Origin of the sequence: Labrys okinawensis, assembly GCF_047345005.1 — a bacterium.
In the GTDB taxonomy this organism is placed as follows: Bacteria; Pseudomonadota; Alphaproteobacteria; order Rhizobiales; family Labraceae; genus Labrys; species Labrys okinawensis.
This window is the reverse complement of sequence record NZ_CP178864.1, coordinates 1,192,409-1,206,191: the sequence shown is the minus strand read 5'-3', so window position 1 is coordinate 1,206,191 and position 13,783 is coordinate 1,192,409. Positions and strand designations below refer to the sequence as shown.

The window sequence follows — 13,783 nt, the reverse complement described above, 5'->3', positions numbered from 1 at the left end:
CGCAAAATGCATTTGACGCCACCGAGTTGATCTGAAAATCCGCTGCTTCCCAAATGCATTTTGCTTTAGGCAAGCCGCCGCAGACAGTTGTCGGGATCCGCCGCTCGCCGAATCTACTCGTGCACCACGCCCGTCGGCGCGGTCTCGATCGAGAAGGCGGCGGCGAGCAAAGCCTGGGTGTAGGGCTCGCGGGGGTGGTCGAAAATCTCGGCGGCGGGCCCGTGCTCCACCACCTTGCCCGCTTGCATCACCATCACCTCATTGGCAAGCGCTTTGACCACCTTGAGGTCATGGCTGATGAAGAGATAAGCGAGCTTGTGCTGCTGCTGCAATTGCTGCAAGAGGTCGACGATCTGGGCCTGCACCGACATGTCGAGCGCCGAAGTCGGCTCGTCCAGCACCAGGAACTTCGGCTGCAGCACCATGGCGCGGGCGATGGCGATACGCTGACGCTGGCCGCCGGAAAACTCATGCGGATAGCGGTCCATCACCGCCGGGTCGAGGCCGACATCGCTGAGCGCCTTGGCGACTGCGCTGCGGCGCTCCTCCGCCCGCATGCGCGAACCCAGCACCAGCAGCCCTTCCTCGACGATCTGCCCGATGGACATTCGCGGCGACAGTGAGCCATAGGGATCCTGGAAGACGATCTGCATCTCCTTGCGCAGGGGGTTCATCGTCTTTCGATCGAGCCCGTCGATCGGCCGGCCAAGATAGGCGATCGGCCCCTTGCTGGAGATCAGCCGCAGGATGGCAAGGCCGAGCGTCGTCTTGCCCGAGCCGGATTCGCCGACGACGCCGAGCGTCTGGCCTTCCTTCACCGCCACGCTGACGCCGTCGACCGCCTTGACATGGCCCACGGTGCGCCGCAGCAGCCCCGTCTTGATCGGAAACCATACCTGCAACTCGTCGGTGGAGACGATGGTGCGGGCATCGGGATCGAAGGGCGTGGGCCGGCCCTTGGGCTCGGCGGCGAGCAGGCGCCTGGTATAGTCGCTGGTCGGATTGGCGAAGACATCCTTCGTCGGGCCTTGGTCGACGATCTTGCCCTTCAGCATCACGCAGACCCTGTCGGCGAGCTTGCGCACGATGCCGAGATCATGGGTGATGAACAGCATGGCCATGCCGCTCCGGGCCTGCAGCTCCTTGAGAAGCTTCAGGATCTGCGCCTGCACGGTGACATCGAGCGCCGTGGTCGGCTCGTCGGCTATCAGGAGGTCGGGATCGTTGGCAAGCGCCATGGCGATCATCACGCGTTGGCGCTGGCCGCCGGAAAGCTGGTGCGGGAAGGCGCCGAGCCGGCTCTCGGGATCGCGGATACCGACCTGGCGCAGAAGTTCCAGCGTGCGCTTGCGGGCCTTCTGTCCGGAGAGGCCCTGGTGGATGTCGAGGATCTCCCCGATCTGCCGCTCGATCGTATGCAGCGGGTTCAGCGAAGTCATCGGCTCCTGGAACACCATGGTGATGTCGGCGCCACGCACCTTGCGCATCCTGTCTTCCGAGGCGCCCAGCAGGTTCTGCCCCCTGAACAGAATCTCTCCAGAAGGATGGGAGGCGGCCGGATAATTCAGGAGCTGCACGATGGAAAGCGCCGTAACCGACTTGCCTGACCCAGACTCGCCCACCAGCGCCAGGGTCTCTCCCTTGTCGAGGCTGAAGGAGACGTGGTCGACGGCGACGACCTTGTTGCCGTCATTGCTGAAGGCGACGGAGAGATCGCGGACGTCGAGAAGCGGTGCGGAGGAGGCCATCGCCAAGGCCTAACCCAGAATCGTGGCCAAATGAATCGGATTCTCGCTGGAAGCGCGGCATCTTCCCGGGATCGCAGGCTTCCAGCCTGCTTCTTCCTTGTTGGCAAGAGCCTGGTTTCCAAGAGCAGGCTGGAAGCCCGCGATCCCAGGAAGTCTTCACACCTTCGCCTGCCCTATCTTGATCCGTGCCCGCCGGGCCAAAGCCTCGGAGGCGACCAGCGCCGCCATGGCAAGCAGAATCGACACCAGCGTCAGGCGCACCACGGTGCTGTCGCCATTGGGATCCTGCAGCGCGCTGTAGATGGCGGTCGACAGGGTCTGCGTCTCGCCCGGAATATTGGAAACGAAGGTGATGGTCGCGCCGAATTCACCGAGCGCCTTGGCGAAGGCCAGCACCATGCCGGCAATGATGCCGGGCGCCGTCAGCGGCAGCGTCACCGCGAGGAAAGTGAGGAAGGGATTGGCGCCGAGCGTGCCTGCCGCCGCTTCGAGCCGGGGATCGACGGCTTCGATGGCAAGCCGGATCGCACGTACCATCAGGGGAAAGCCCATCACCGCGCAGGCTATCGCCGCCCCGGTCCAGCGGAAGGCGAAGACGATGTTGAAATGCTGCAGCAGGAACGAGCCGATAACCCCGTTACGGCCCAGCAGAACCAGCAGGATGTAGCCGGTCACGACCGGCGGCAGCACCAGCGGCAGATGCACGAAACTGTCGAATAGTGCCTTGCCCGGGAAGTGGCAGCGCGCCAGGACCCAGGCGGCCGCGATGGCAAAAGGCAGCGAAATCAGGGTGGCGAGACCGGCGATCTCGAGGCTCAGGTGCAGAGCGATCCATTCCTCAGGCGACAGCAGATCCATCGCCCCTCCCGGACGCTTTCAGCCGGCAAAGCGCCTTGGGGCCCATCATGGGTTATGCCTTCGCGCCAATTCGTTATATCCTGTTGAATAGGGCGCTTCGCCGGCAATCGCAATCATGATGCGGCCTGTGGGCCCCTTCCCGATCACGGAGCCAGAATATGTCCGGCCAGCCCCTCGTCAGCCTCAAGCTCACCTTTGCCGAAGACGCCAGGCTCGGCCCTGGCAAGATGAACCTCCTGGAGGCGGTGGCCCGCACCGGCTCGATTTCGGCCGCAGGACGGCAACTCGGCATGTCCTATCGCCGGGCCTGGGTGCTGCTCGACTCCGTCAACACCATGTTCGCGCAACCGGCCATCGAAACCTCGGCCGGCGGGGTCAATGGCGGCGGAGCCCGGTTGACGGCCTTCGGCGAGCGGCTGCTGGCGGCCTATCGCTCGCTGGAGGCCGAGACGGCGCGGCTGGCGGAGCAGGCCTTCATGGGCGTGCTGCCCACCACCGGCAACAACGCCAGGGCATGAACCGACGAGCGCAGGCCTCGGCACTGTGCACATGCGTTCATTGCTGCAGCGGTGCCAGGAAGGCCTCATAGTTGCGCCAACGCCCGATGGATGTGCGATAGATGGGCTTGTGGACGCGGCTGTCAGTGCGCACCTGCCGATGGGTCTTGTGAAACTCCAGGCAATTGGGCTCCCACGCGAGTCCGCAATGGGCGAGCAACCGGCGAACCTCTCCCGGCAGGTCGCTCACCAGGTCCTCATATCGAAGGTCCACGATGATCTGGCCCGGCAGCACCGAACGCCAATGGGCCATGAGACGCTCATAGCCGCGATAGTAGCGCCCGAGCTCCGCAAGATCGTAGCTGAATGGCTGATTTGCGTTTGCAAAGAGGCGAAAGAAGCAGGACAGGCAGGTGTCGAGCGGGTCGCGGCAGGTATGAATGATGCGGGCATCCGGCAGTGCTTTGTGGATCAGGCCGATATGGCGAAAGTTGATCGGCAATTTGTCGACTGGGCGTTTCCCGCGGGGGCTGGCATCACGCATGATGCCAAGGTATCGCTCGCCAATCTCCCGCAGCTCAAGCTCGGATAGCGCTGACAGGCGCTCGGGATCCTTCGCCAGGCTGCCCAAGGCACCGAACTCGTTGATGGCCTTCTCGAGGAAACCGACTTCACCAGCGGCGAAGACCCGCGAATGACTCGCAAGGATCGCCTCGACAAGGCTGGAACCCGACCGGGGCATGCCGACGATGAATATCGGCCCATCCGGTGAAGAGGCCACGGGGCCCACGCGACGGCCCATCGTCTCCATGTCGAAAGCGGCTGCAGTTCGCTCGAACAGGCTCAGCTCGGAAGCCTCGTCATAGTGAAGGGTCTTCCTCTTGAGCGCATTGCCTGCAGCGAGGTGCTCAAAGGACCGATCATAGTGCTCATGATCCTCATAGGCCTTCGCCAGCCCGAAATGCAGGCCTATCCTGTCCTCGATGCCCGGCCGCCGAGAGGGGGTCAACACCGCTTCCACAGCATGCATCTGCGCCGCATCGACGGCGCGATACCCGCATTCGGCCAGTGCATTAAAAAATGAGCCACGCGTCGGATTCAGCCTGACGGCAGCCCGATAGGAACGCAGGGCCAGCTCGAATTCGCCGAACTGTTCGGATATCCGGCCCGTATTGAAATGCGGATCGGCAAAGTCGGGCTTTATCGCAATCGCCCTGGTAAAATCCGCCAGCGCGTCGATAGGCCGCCTCAGATGGCCGAGCAGGATGCCTCGACCGTTGAAGGCCTCATGGTGATCCGGCTGGAGTGTCAAAATCCTGGCGTAGATCTCCAATGCCTCTGTTTCGCGCCCCCGCAGGGCGAGCAGCTGCGCGGCTCCCAGTAGAACTGCCGTATTGTCTGGCTGGAGCTGCAATGCAGATGTGGCATAGCACAGCGCGTCATCGAATCTACCTGTGAGAAAGCATATTGACGACAACAGATGCAGGCATCCGAAATGAAGCGAATCTTCCTTTAAAATATTTCGGCAAATACGATCCGATTCTTCGAAATTATTGTGCCCGTATAAATCGACGGCTCTATTGTACAATAGATTTATATTCATAGTATCTCGTATTTTCAGTAAAATACGAAACTGACGCCAAAATATTTCCTGCTTATGTCCGCCGAGATAAGAAATGCTACGAAATATCGACTTTTTGGCGAAGACGCGTCGAAACAAAAGTCAGAGCAAAGCAGCGTCTACACCTGAACGCGCTTTGCTCCGGAACATGGTGGCGTCAGAGCTGATCGCCAGCCTTCCATTTCCTCACGAGGTCCTTCGAGCCTATCTGACCGCTGCCACGCTCGACGGCAGGACCTCGAATTTCCAGAACTTCTCGGGTCTGAAATAGGTCGCCGCGATGGTGCGGATGTCCTGCGCCGTGACCTTTTCGTACCCGGTGAGGTTCTGACGGATCAGATCGAGACGGCGCGGATCGGTTTGGACGCCGCGCAGATTCTGCAGCCAGTATTCATTGCCTTCCTGCTGGTGCTTCACAGTCTCGATCGTCGGCTCCCTGGCGCGTGCCAGTTCATCCGGCGAAACATCGGTCGCGGCAAGATCGGTCGCGATCTTGTCGACCAGGGCAAAGAAGCGGTCGACCTTGGCCGGCGTCGTCTCGACATAGGCGTAGGCGAAGCCATAACCGGGGATTGACTTCGACAGGGAGACGTCGCCCTGCGGGCTGTAGGTGGCGCCCTCGGCAATGCGGAACTGGTCGATCAGCCGGTTCTCGAAAATCTGGCCGGCGAGGTCGACGGCAAAGGCGCGAGGCAGGTCTGACAGCATGTCGCCTACCGGCACCGCCATCACGGCAGCAGCATTGTCGGCACGGCCCGTATGGGTCCGCAGCACAGGCTGGGTGACCGGCGGCGGAAATTGGACGACGGCGTTCACGCTCGCCCCGTCCGGGCGAGCCGGCAAGGCACCGAAGGTCTGCGAAACCAGGCGTATCGCATCGTCGGCCGTGACATCGCCGACAACGGTCACTTCGATCGCTCCCCTGGTGATGGGATCGTGGAACAGCGCCTCGAAATCGCCAGGCTTGGTCGCCAGCAGCTGCTCGCGGTCCGGAAAGGCCCAGCGCGGGTCGTCAGCGTGCACCAGGCCCTGGAAGTCGCGACTGACGACACTGCTCGGCGTCGCCGCATATTGATCGAGATTGTTGAGATAGGCCTGCTGGAGGCGTGCAAAGACTTCCGGCCGATAGGCGGGGTCCGAGCTGTAGGCGGCCAGCACCTGAAGCTGCGTCGCCAGATCCTCCGGCCTGGTGCGCCCCTCGAACTTGAAGGAGGCGTCCTCGAGGGAGAAGTCGATACTGGCGACATTGGCCGCCAGTGCCTTCTGCATATCCTCGTAGTCGATGCCCTTCAGCCCGGAAAGCTCGACGGCTTGCGCAGTCCAGGTCGACAGCGGTCGATCCTTGGGCAGGTCGAGCCGACCATGGCCGATATCGACGCGCACCAGCACCTCGTTGGCGCGCAGCTTGGTCGGCTTGACGTTGAGGCGCACGTCATTGGCAAAGCGAACCATGGTGACGCCGAGATCGTCGGCGCCGCGCCGCTCGACCACGGTGCCGGGATTGCCGAAATGGATGTAGGGCCAGACGGCCGCGACCGCCTTGGGCGGGGCCGTCACCGGCACGGCGCGGGAAGCGGCATAGGCCTTGGCCACGGCATCGGCGCCGCCTTCCGGTGCCTGCGCCGTCTGCAGCACCAGGCGTGGCCCGTTGCCCGAGAAGACAGTGTGCAGCGCCTGGTTGACCTCCTCAGCCGTCAGCCCCTTTACCATGCGCTCGAACAGAGCGAGGTCGTCGGCCGGCGAGGTGAAAACCTTGTTGTCGTCGACGCTCTGCGCCAGCGTATTGGCGATATCGGTGCTCGTGCGCGTCGCCGCGCCGCCGGCCGCCGCCTGCAGGAGCGAGCGATATTCCAGTATCTCGCGGTCGATTTCGGCCTGTTCCACGCCGAACTGGGCGATGCGGCGCTGCTCCTGGTCGATGGCGGCGAGCGCCGTCTGCCATTTGCCCGGCTCGCTGTCGGCGGCGATCAGGGCGATGCGGGCGGAATCGTAGAGATCCTGAGAAGCGACCTCGGCACTGATGAAGGGCGCGTTGGCCCGTCGCGCCATGGCGCCGACGCGGCGCTTCAGCACGGAAAGGCCGATATCCTCGATGGTCTGTGCCCGCCGCTTGGCGAAATTGTCGGCCGAAGCGTCATAGGGGCGCGTCCAGGCGACCTGCACGCGAGTGGAGGCGCCTGGCACCGTCACGACATCGGTCCCTGGTCCCTGCTGCTTCAACGCGCCGACATCGGGCTCCGGCTTGACCGGGCCGGCCGGCTTCCAGTCATCGAAGCGCTGGCGGATCTCGGCCTCGATCGCGTCCGGATCGACATCGCCCACCACCATGAGGGTGGCGCGATCAGGCCGGTAATTGGCCCGGTAATAGTCCCGCACGAGGTCGACGGGCGCATGGGAGATGATGTCGGTCTTGCCGATGGGCGGGCGCTGGGGCACCCGCAGGCCGGCCAGCAGCACGTTGATGAGGCCGATCATGCCACGATATTGCGGCGTGTCGCGCAGCCGCTCCTCGGAGAGGATGACGCCGCGCTCGCGGTCGAAGGCGCCGGCGTCGAGCTTCAGCTCGCTCGCGGTCTCGCGCATCAGCATCAGGCCGGTGGACACCGTCTCGGCATCGACCTCGGGAAGGTCCAGCGCATAGACCGTCTCGTCATAGGAGGTGTGCGCATTGGTATCCGGGCCAAAGGCGAGCCCCTTGCGCTGCAGGATGCGCACCATCTCGCCCTCGGCGACGTGGGTCGAGCCCTTGAACGCCATGTGTTCGAGGAAATGCGCCAGGCCCTGCTGGCTGTCGTCCTCCTCCAGCGACCCCGAACCGATTCGGAAGCGGATCGCCGCCTGCCCCGCGGGCGTGGCGTTGTGCATGACGGCGAAACGCATGCCGTTGGAAAGCGTACCGAAGCGAATGCCCGATTCGGCCTGCAGGTCGCTGGCGGTCTGCGGCCAGGACACGCTCGGAGCCTCGGCGCGGGCCGGAAGCGTCGCTCCCATGAAGACGACTGCGAGCGCCGTCGCCGCGAGAAGCCGGGACAGGGCGGAAAGGCGGAAAGAAATAGGGGGCAAGCGGATCTCGGGGTGCGGCGTTGAGGGGCAGTGCGCAACGAAGCGGCAACCGACCACTCATCGCATCATCGCGCTTGCATGACAAATCAGCCCGGATTGGGGCCGGATGCCACAATTACTTGCGGGACACCAAAATGTTACGCCTGTGGCGTGCGGACCGGCGTGCTACCGCGCTTGGCGTCAAGCGAAATGAGCTGGCTTGTCTCCTTCTCCGGCGCCTTGCGGTTGCCGAGGTTGGAGCGGATGAAATCGGCGATGCGCGGCGCGATCTCGGAGCGGAAGCGCGAACCGTTGAACACGCCGTAATGGCCGACGCCGGCCTGGGTATAATGCGCCTTCTTGTCCAGCGGCAGGTTCACGCACAGCCCATGGGCCGCCTGTGTCTGGCCGTGGCCGGTGATGTCGTCATTTTCGCCCTCGATCGTGAAGAGCGCGACATTGCGGATGGCGCCGGGATCGACCGGCTTGCCGCGATGGGTCATCTCGCCCTTGGCGAGGGCGTATTTGACGAACACCGTGTCGACGGTCTGCAGGTAGAATTCGGCCGTGAGATCCATCACGGAGAGATATTCGTCATAGAATTCGCGGTGCTTCTGCGCGCTATCGCCATCGCCGCGGACAAGGTCGAAATAGAGGGTCTTGTGCGCATCGAAATGACGGTTGAGGTTCATGGTCATGAAGCCAGTCAACTGCAGGAAGCCTGGATAGACATCGCGCATGAAGCCGGGATGGGGGAACGGAACCTTGGTGATGACGTTGGAGCGAAACCAGTCGACCCCCTTGTCGACGGCGACATCGTTGACCTTGGTCGGCGACAGGCGGGTGTCGATCGGTCCGCCCATCAGGGTCATGGTCAGCGGCGTATAGGGATCCTTCTTGGCTTCCATCAGCGAGACGGCGGCCATCACCGGAACGGAGGGCTGGCAGACGCCGATCACGTGCGTATCGGGGCCGAGCGCGTGCAGCATGGAGATGACATAGTCGATATAGTCGTCGAGGTCGAAGCGTCCATCAGTCACCGGCACCATGCGGGCATCGACCCAGTCGGTGACATAGACCTCGTGATTGGGCAGGAAGGCCTCCACCGTGCCACGCAGCAGGGTGGCGTAATGGCCGGACATCGGCGCCACGATCAGGAGCTTGGGATCCGGGCGGCGGCCGGCGCGGATCGAGCGCGAGAAGTGGATGAGGTTGCAGAAGGGCCTCTGCCAGACGATGTCTTCGTGCACCGCAACACGTTCGCCGCCCACCAGCACGTCCTGTATGCCGAAGGCGGGCTTGCCATAGCGGCGCGTCACCCGCTCGAACACCTCGCATGCCGCCGCGACCGACTTGCCCCAGGGAGTGCTGGAGAACGGGTTGCCGGGATTCTCAAAAAAGGCCCGCGTCGCGTCGGAAAAGGCACGAGTGGGCCCTAACGCGGCATGTGTCGCCTCATAGAGCGCATAAACCGGCGCCGAGACCACACCCATGCCAAACATGTTTCGAAATTCTTCAAACATCGCGCCACCAGAAAGGAATGCTCAGTCCGTCATGTCTGACAAATTGGCGCGCCCAGTCCTGCGTCGCAAGATGTCCGTCACTTATTTGTCATAGCAGCATTATTGCGGCGCAACAAACTCTCGTGATGCTTCCTCGTGCAGAAAATCCCGACTCACCGTGGCTGCGCCGGCAAAATTGCCTAAGCTGGCGCCAACTTCACAGGAAGACCGATATGCCCGCCCAGACCGCCCTCGGAATTGCTTCAAGGGAAGGCAAGCCCGACCTTTCCGATTTCGCCGGAACGCTCGACGAGATGGCGGACCTGCCGATCGGCCATGTCGAGATCCCCGCCTATTGCTATGACCTCGTCCTCGCTGGAAAGCCGATTGCTGGGCGCGTGGCCGAGTTCGAGCAGCTCTGCCGCGGCAGGCCTTTCGGCTACACCGTGCACGGCCCGCTCTCGATCAATTTCATGGGACCGGCGGCCCACCTGCCGCGCTTCCTCGACACGACCAGGGCCTTCGTCGAAATCTGCGCCCGGATCGGTGCCCCGCACCTGGTCATCCATGCCGGCATGATGAAGCCCGACGAGCGGCACGACGCCGAGAATGCCGCCGGACGCCAGCGGGATTTTCTGCATCGCGCCGGCGATTTCGCCGCCGGGCACAAGGTGACGCTCTGTGTCGAGAACCTGTTCGATTTCGGCCCCTACGCCGCCACGCCGACCATCGCGCGCCTCGCCGAGGAATTGTCGCTGATCGATCACCCCCATGTGCGGGCCACCTTCGATTTCAGCCACGGCCTGATCCACGCCAGCCAGTATGGCTATGATTTCCTCAAGGAAGCGAAAGCCCTGGCCCCCTTCGCCACGCATCTGCATCTGCACGATTCCTTCGGCCAGCCCGATCTGCCCTGGGTCTATGCCAGCGCCGAGGCCAATGCCTTCGGTTTCGGCGACCTGCATCTGCCGCAAGGTTGGGGCTCGGTGCCCTGGGACGCCATTGCGGCTGAGTGCGAATTCCCGGCGGATCTGATAGGCATTCACGAACTCAACACGCGATTCTGGCGGGACCGGCATGAGGCGCTGGACTATGCAAAGGGGTTTTTGGGGAAGCTGAAGACAAAGGGCTGAGGCGCCCCTGGGATCGCCGGCATCCTTGCCTGCTCCTGGAACCGCCGCGTTCATTAGAAAGGAAGAGCAGGCAAGGATGCCTGCGATCCCAGGAAGGCTGTCGCATTCGGCATCATCTCTGTCGCGGCGGGCCATGTTCACCGGCCGGCCTGCCCTAACATCGCCCCCGTCGGCAACCCTCCTTAGGTTGCCTGGGAGGAAGCCCCCGTGAATACCGACGTCATCATTTCCTGTGCCATCACCGGGGCCGGCGATACCGTCGGCAGGCACCCCGCCATCCCCGTTACGCCCAAGCAGATCGCCGACTCGGCCATCGAGGCGGCCAAGGCCGGCGCGGCCATCGCCCATCTGCATGTCCGCGATCCGGAGACGGGCAAGGCCGGGCGCAAGCTCGAGTACTATCGCGAGGCGGTAGCGCGTATCCGTGATTCGGGCGTCGACGTCGTCATCAACCTCACCGCCGGCATGGGCGGCGACTTCTTCTTCGATCCGCAGAACCCGCGCACCGGCGGCCATGGCACCGACATGGCGAATGCCGCAGAGCGCGTGGCCCATGTCGAGGAACTGCGCCCGGAGATCTGCACGCTCGATTGCGGCTCGCTGAATTTCGGTGACGGTCTATTCATGGCCACGGGCGACCTCTTGCGCGAGATGGCCGAGCGCATCCAGGCCGTGGGCGTCAAGCCCGAGATCGAGTGCTTCGAGCTTGGCCATATCTGGCTTGCCAAGGACCTGATCAAGCGCGGCCTGATCGATGCTCCGCCGATGTTCCAGCTCTGCCTCGGCATTCCCTGGGGCGCCGAAGCCACCACCGAGACCATGGTCGCCATGCGCAATCATTTGCCGGCAGGCGCCAACTGGGCGGCCTTTGCCATCGGCCGCATGCAGATGCCCTTCGTGGCGCAGTCGATGCTGCTGGGCGGCAATGTGCGCGTGGGCCTCGAAGACAATATCTGGCTCGATCGCGGCGTGCATGCCAGCAATGAATTGCTGACCATGCGAGCCAGGGAAGTCGTCGAGCGCCTCGGCGGCCGCGCCCTGACACCGGCCGAAGCCCGCGACAAGCTCGGCCTCAAGAAGCAGAAGTAGGATTCCCGGGTGCGCGGACATCTTGTCCGCTTCTTCTTCGACGATGGACGCTTCCAAGAGTGCGGACGAGACGTCCGCGCACCCGGGGGACAGGATGTAATGAACCGCGTCACCGCGCCCAATGAAGGCAAGCCCTTTGCAGGCTGGGATTGGTCAAGGCCGATCCCGGCCCCGCTGGCCTTCCACCGCACGCCGGTGACCGAGGCCTGGACCGACTACAACGACCATATGACCGAGAGCGCCTTCCTGCTGGTCTTCGGCGATTCCTCCGACTGCTTCTTCCGCTATATTGGCATCGACGAAGCCTATCGGGCAGCGGGCCAGTCGATCTACACCATGGAAACGCGCATCCATAACCGGCGCGAGGCCCATATCGGCGATCCCCTGGCGCTGACGCTGCAACTCATCGACCACGACGCCAAGCGCCTGCACATTTTCCATGCCATGATGAACGAGGCTGACGGCAACGTGCTGGCCACCGCCGAGCAGATCCTCGTCCATGTCGACATGCAGGCAGGCCGCTCCTCGCCCTTCCCGCCTGATCTCGCCGAGCGTATCGCAGCCATCGCCGCTGCCCACGCCGCCCTGCCTGTGCCCCCCACGGTGGGTGTGCCACTCGGGCTGAGGAAGAAGTAGCGCGGGATCGCCATTATTAGGAACGAAGCGTCTCAGTACGGAGGGAAGATGGCAGTCGAAGACTGCCACTCCGCGTTTGGCGCGCCCTCCTCGCCCTTCGCTACGCCTGCAATGCCTCCCTGCCCTCCAGTACCAGCAATTCCTCGAAATGCTCCATGTCGCTGAAGCTGCAGAAAGCCGGCGGGCGCAGTTCCAGCACAGGCGCCTCGCGCTGAAGCAGGGCGAGGCTTTCGTCCAGCACACTCTGCCAGTCCTCCAGGCGCCCATCCGCCAACCATTCCACCGGGTAGGACAGGGTGACGTGGAAGCGATAGCGCTCATGATCGGGATGGCGATAGCCGAATACCTCGGCAAGCCCGTCGCGCCAGGCCCCGAGCAGGTTCCTGTCCTCGGGGGTTGCGCCCTCGAGCACCACCTCGGTCGGCGTCACGTCCACAGCATGCACCTTGAACGGCACCGGGGGCCGGAAGTCCGCCAGTCGCTCGCGATAGAGTCGCGTCATGACATCGATCGACGTGCTGGCGAGCTGATCCTGCGGCCAATAGGGCCAATGGCGCCTGTATTCGATGATGCCCTGGAACAGGGTCATGTGCAGGCTGGCGACCGGCGTGAAGGCAAGGCTGCCCGCATCCGGCATCGCCATCAGGCGCTCGCGCACCGCCACCAGGGCCCGCTCGGTGGCCGTGTCGGGCACGACATGGCAGACCACCGTATTGCCGGGCTCGGGCAGGAAACGGCCCTGCCGGTCATAGCGCGTGCCGAGATGGCGCGGCCTGGAGCGATTGGTGCTGGCGGCGAATTGCTGGAGGGAAGGCTTGATGGAAGCGGTCGACATGTCTCTCTCTGACGATAGAACACGGAGGGAGGCAAGCTAGCCGCCTCCCTTGACCTCTCGATGAAGCGATACGGCCTCCGGCGATGAGAGATATTGCGTACATTGCGTAATTGACTGGAGCCGTGAAGCCCGTTTCAAAAACAAAAGCCGGGCGCGACGGCCCGGCTTTGAAACATGTGAAAAATGCGAAGCCTCAGGACTTCGGCAGGTCGATCGGCTTGTCGCTCTGCGAATTGAGATAGAGCAGCACGTCGGCGCGGTCTTGCGGCTTGGGCAGGCCCACGAAGGTCATCTTGGTGCCCTTGATGAAGGCCTGCGGCCCCTTGATGAAGTGATAGAAATCGTCGGCCGACCAGGTCTCACCCTTGTCATGCAGCGCCTTCACGGCGTCCGAATAGGCGAAGTCGTCCTTGTGACCCTTCGGGCCGCCGATCACACCGAACAGATTGGGGCCGACGCCGTTCTTGCCGCCCTTGTCGTCGGTATGGCAGGCGCCGCACTTCTTGAAGATGGCAGCGCCACGCTCGGCCGAGGCCTTGGCAAGCACTTCAGCCAGCGGCGGATCCTGTGCGGCGGCGGGGGCTCCGGCTGCGGCTGGCGCCGCGTCTGGCAGTTCATAGCCCGCCTTGGCAGGCTTTTCCGACTTGAAATATTCCCCGGAGACGATGCCGAGACCCAAGGAGAGCATCAGAGTGCCGAGAACCGCACCGGCAATCTTGTTCAGTTCAAACGACGACGAGCTCATCCCCGGCTCCAACTAGAAAACACCCTTGGCTTGCGGCGAACGCTGCCAATTTTTACGCCTCGCACACGCGCGCCTGT

General features: G+C 63.4%; 11 protein-coding genes. 4 read left to right on the top strand and 7 right to left on the bottom strand.

The window, feature by feature from the left end; translation table 11 throughout:
- Nucleotides 1–113 precede the first annotated feature (113 nt).
- The gene (locus tag ACMDCR_RS05800) at nt 114–1,748 is read right to left on the bottom strand and encodes an ABC transporter ATP-binding protein (RefSeq protein WP_413991609.1); all 1,635 of its coding nucleotides are present in this window, start codon (nt 1,746–1,748) and stop codon (nt 114–116) included.
- A 156-nt stretch (nt 1,749–1,904) separates the two neighbouring features.
- Complete coding sequence (gene modB / locus ACMDCR_RS05795; RefSeq protein WP_413991608.1) at nt 1,905–2,606, bottom strand: molybdate ABC transporter permease subunit; 702 nt, start codon at nt 2,604–2,606, stop codon at nt 1,905–1,907.
- 158 nt (nt 2,607–2,764) lie between these two features.
- Here modB and ACMDCR_RS05790 point away from each other — a divergent pair, with 158 nt between their 5' ends.
- Nucleotides 2,765–3,124 (top strand): winged helix-turn-helix domain-containing protein, encoded by a 360-nt coding sequence (locus ACMDCR_RS05790; protein WP_413991607.1) that lies wholly within the window; start codon nt 2,765–2,767, stop codon nt 3,122–3,124.
- A gap of 37 nt (nt 3,125–3,161) precedes the next feature.
- On the opposite strand, the gene ACMDCR_RS05785 is transcribed toward ACMDCR_RS05790, so the two are convergent.
- The 3 genes from ACMDCR_RS05785 to ACMDCR_RS05775 all read right to left on the bottom strand — a co-directional run bounded on the left by ACMDCR_RS05785 (nt 3,162) and on the right by ACMDCR_RS05775 (nt 9,268).
- Nucleotides 3,162–4,823 (bottom strand): tetratricopeptide repeat-containing sulfotransferase family protein, encoded by a 1,662-nt coding sequence (locus tag ACMDCR_RS05785; protein ID WP_413991606.1) that lies wholly within the window; start codon nt 4,821–4,823, stop codon nt 3,162–3,164.
- Between the two features lie 105 nt (nt 4,824–4,928).
- Nucleotides 4,929–7,715: a M16 family metallopeptidase gene (locus ACMDCR_RS05780; protein WP_413993545.1), complete on the bottom strand. Its 2,787-nt coding sequence runs from the start codon at nt 7,713–7,715 to the stop codon at nt 4,929–4,931.
- A gap of 209 nt (nt 7,716–7,924) precedes the next feature.
- The gene (locus tag ACMDCR_RS05775; protein WP_413991605.1) at nt 7,925–9,268 is read right to left on the bottom strand and encodes a polyhydroxyalkanoate depolymerase; all 1,344 of its coding nucleotides are present in this window, start codon (nt 9,266–9,268) and stop codon (nt 7,925–7,927) included.
- Between the two features lie 233 nt (nt 9,269–9,501).
- Here ACMDCR_RS05775 and ACMDCR_RS05770 point away from each other — a divergent pair, with 233 nt between their 5' ends.
- From ACMDCR_RS05770 to ACMDCR_RS05760, 3 genes are all read left to right on the top strand, one after another.
- Nucleotides 9,502–10,401 (top strand): sugar phosphate isomerase/epimerase family protein, encoded by a 900-nt coding sequence (locus tag ACMDCR_RS05770; RefSeq protein ID WP_413991604.1) that lies wholly within the window; start codon nt 9,502–9,504, stop codon nt 10,399–10,401.
- A 207-nt stretch (nt 10,402–10,608) separates the two neighbouring features.
- Nucleotides 10,609–11,490 carry a 3-keto-5-aminohexanoate cleavage protein gene (locus tag ACMDCR_RS05765; RefSeq protein WP_413991603.1) on the top strand — a complete coding sequence of 294 codons (882 nt, stop codon included), beginning with the start codon at nt 10,609–10,611 and terminating at the stop codon, nt 11,488–11,490.
- 99 nt (nt 11,491–11,589) lie between these two features.
- Nucleotides 11,590–12,126: a thioesterase family protein gene (locus ACMDCR_RS05760; protein ID WP_413991602.1), complete on the top strand. Its 537-nt coding sequence runs from the start codon at nt 11,590–11,592 to the stop codon at nt 12,124–12,126.
- A 100-nt stretch (nt 12,127–12,226) separates the two neighbouring features.
- Here the strand turns inward: ACMDCR_RS05760 and ACMDCR_RS05755 are convergent, their stop codons facing one another.
- The gene (locus ACMDCR_RS05755) at nt 12,227–12,961 is read right to left on the bottom strand and encodes a DUF1868 domain-containing protein (protein WP_413991601.1); all 735 of its coding nucleotides are present in this window, start codon (nt 12,959–12,961) and stop codon (nt 12,227–12,229) included.
- 193 nt (nt 12,962–13,154) lie between these two features.
- Nucleotides 13,155–13,706, bottom strand: coding sequence for a c-type cytochrome (locus ACMDCR_RS05750; RefSeq protein WP_413991600.1), 552 nt, complete (start codon nt 13,704–13,706; stop codon nt 13,155–13,157).
- Nucleotides 13,707–13,783 lie beyond the last annotated feature (77 nt).

Bases quoted from the DNA above. Each gene is read 5' to 3' on its own strand.
- ACMDCR_RS05760 (WP_413991602.1), top strand. From the start codon at position 11,590: ATGAACCGCGTCACCGCGCCCAATGAAGGCAAGCCCTTTGCAGGCTGG.
- ACMDCR_RS05790 (WP_413991607.1), top strand. From the start codon at position 2,765: ATGTCCGGCCAGCCCCTCGTCAGCCTCAAGCTCACCTTTGCCGAAGAC.
- ACMDCR_RS05800 (WP_413991609.1), bottom strand. From the start codon at position 1,748: ATGGCCTCCTCCGCACCGCTTCTCGACGTCCGCGATCTCTCCGTCGCC.
- ACMDCR_RS05750 (WP_413991600.1), bottom strand. From the start codon at position 13,706: ATGAGCTCGTCGTCGTTTGAACTGAACAAGATTGCCGGTGCGGTTCTC.
- ACMDCR_RS05755 (WP_413991601.1), bottom strand. From the start codon at position 12,961: ATGTCGACCGCTTCCATCAAGCCTTCCCTCCAGCAATTCGCCGCCAGC.
- modB (WP_413991608.1), bottom strand. From the start codon at position 2,606: ATGGATCTGCTGTCGCCTGAGGAATGGATCGCTCTGCACCTGAGCCTC.
- ACMDCR_RS05780 (WP_413993545.1), bottom strand. From the start codon at position 7,715: ATGGGAGCGACGCTTCCGGCCCGCGCCGAGGCTCCGAGCGTGTCCTGG.
- ACMDCR_RS05770 (WP_413991604.1), top strand. From the start codon at position 9,502: ATGCCCGCCCAGACCGCCCTCGGAATTGCTTCAAGGGAAGGCAAGCCC.
- ACMDCR_RS05775 (WP_413991605.1), bottom strand. From the start codon at position 9,268: ATGTTTGGCATGGGTGTGGTCTCGGCGCCGGTTTATGCGCTCTATGAG.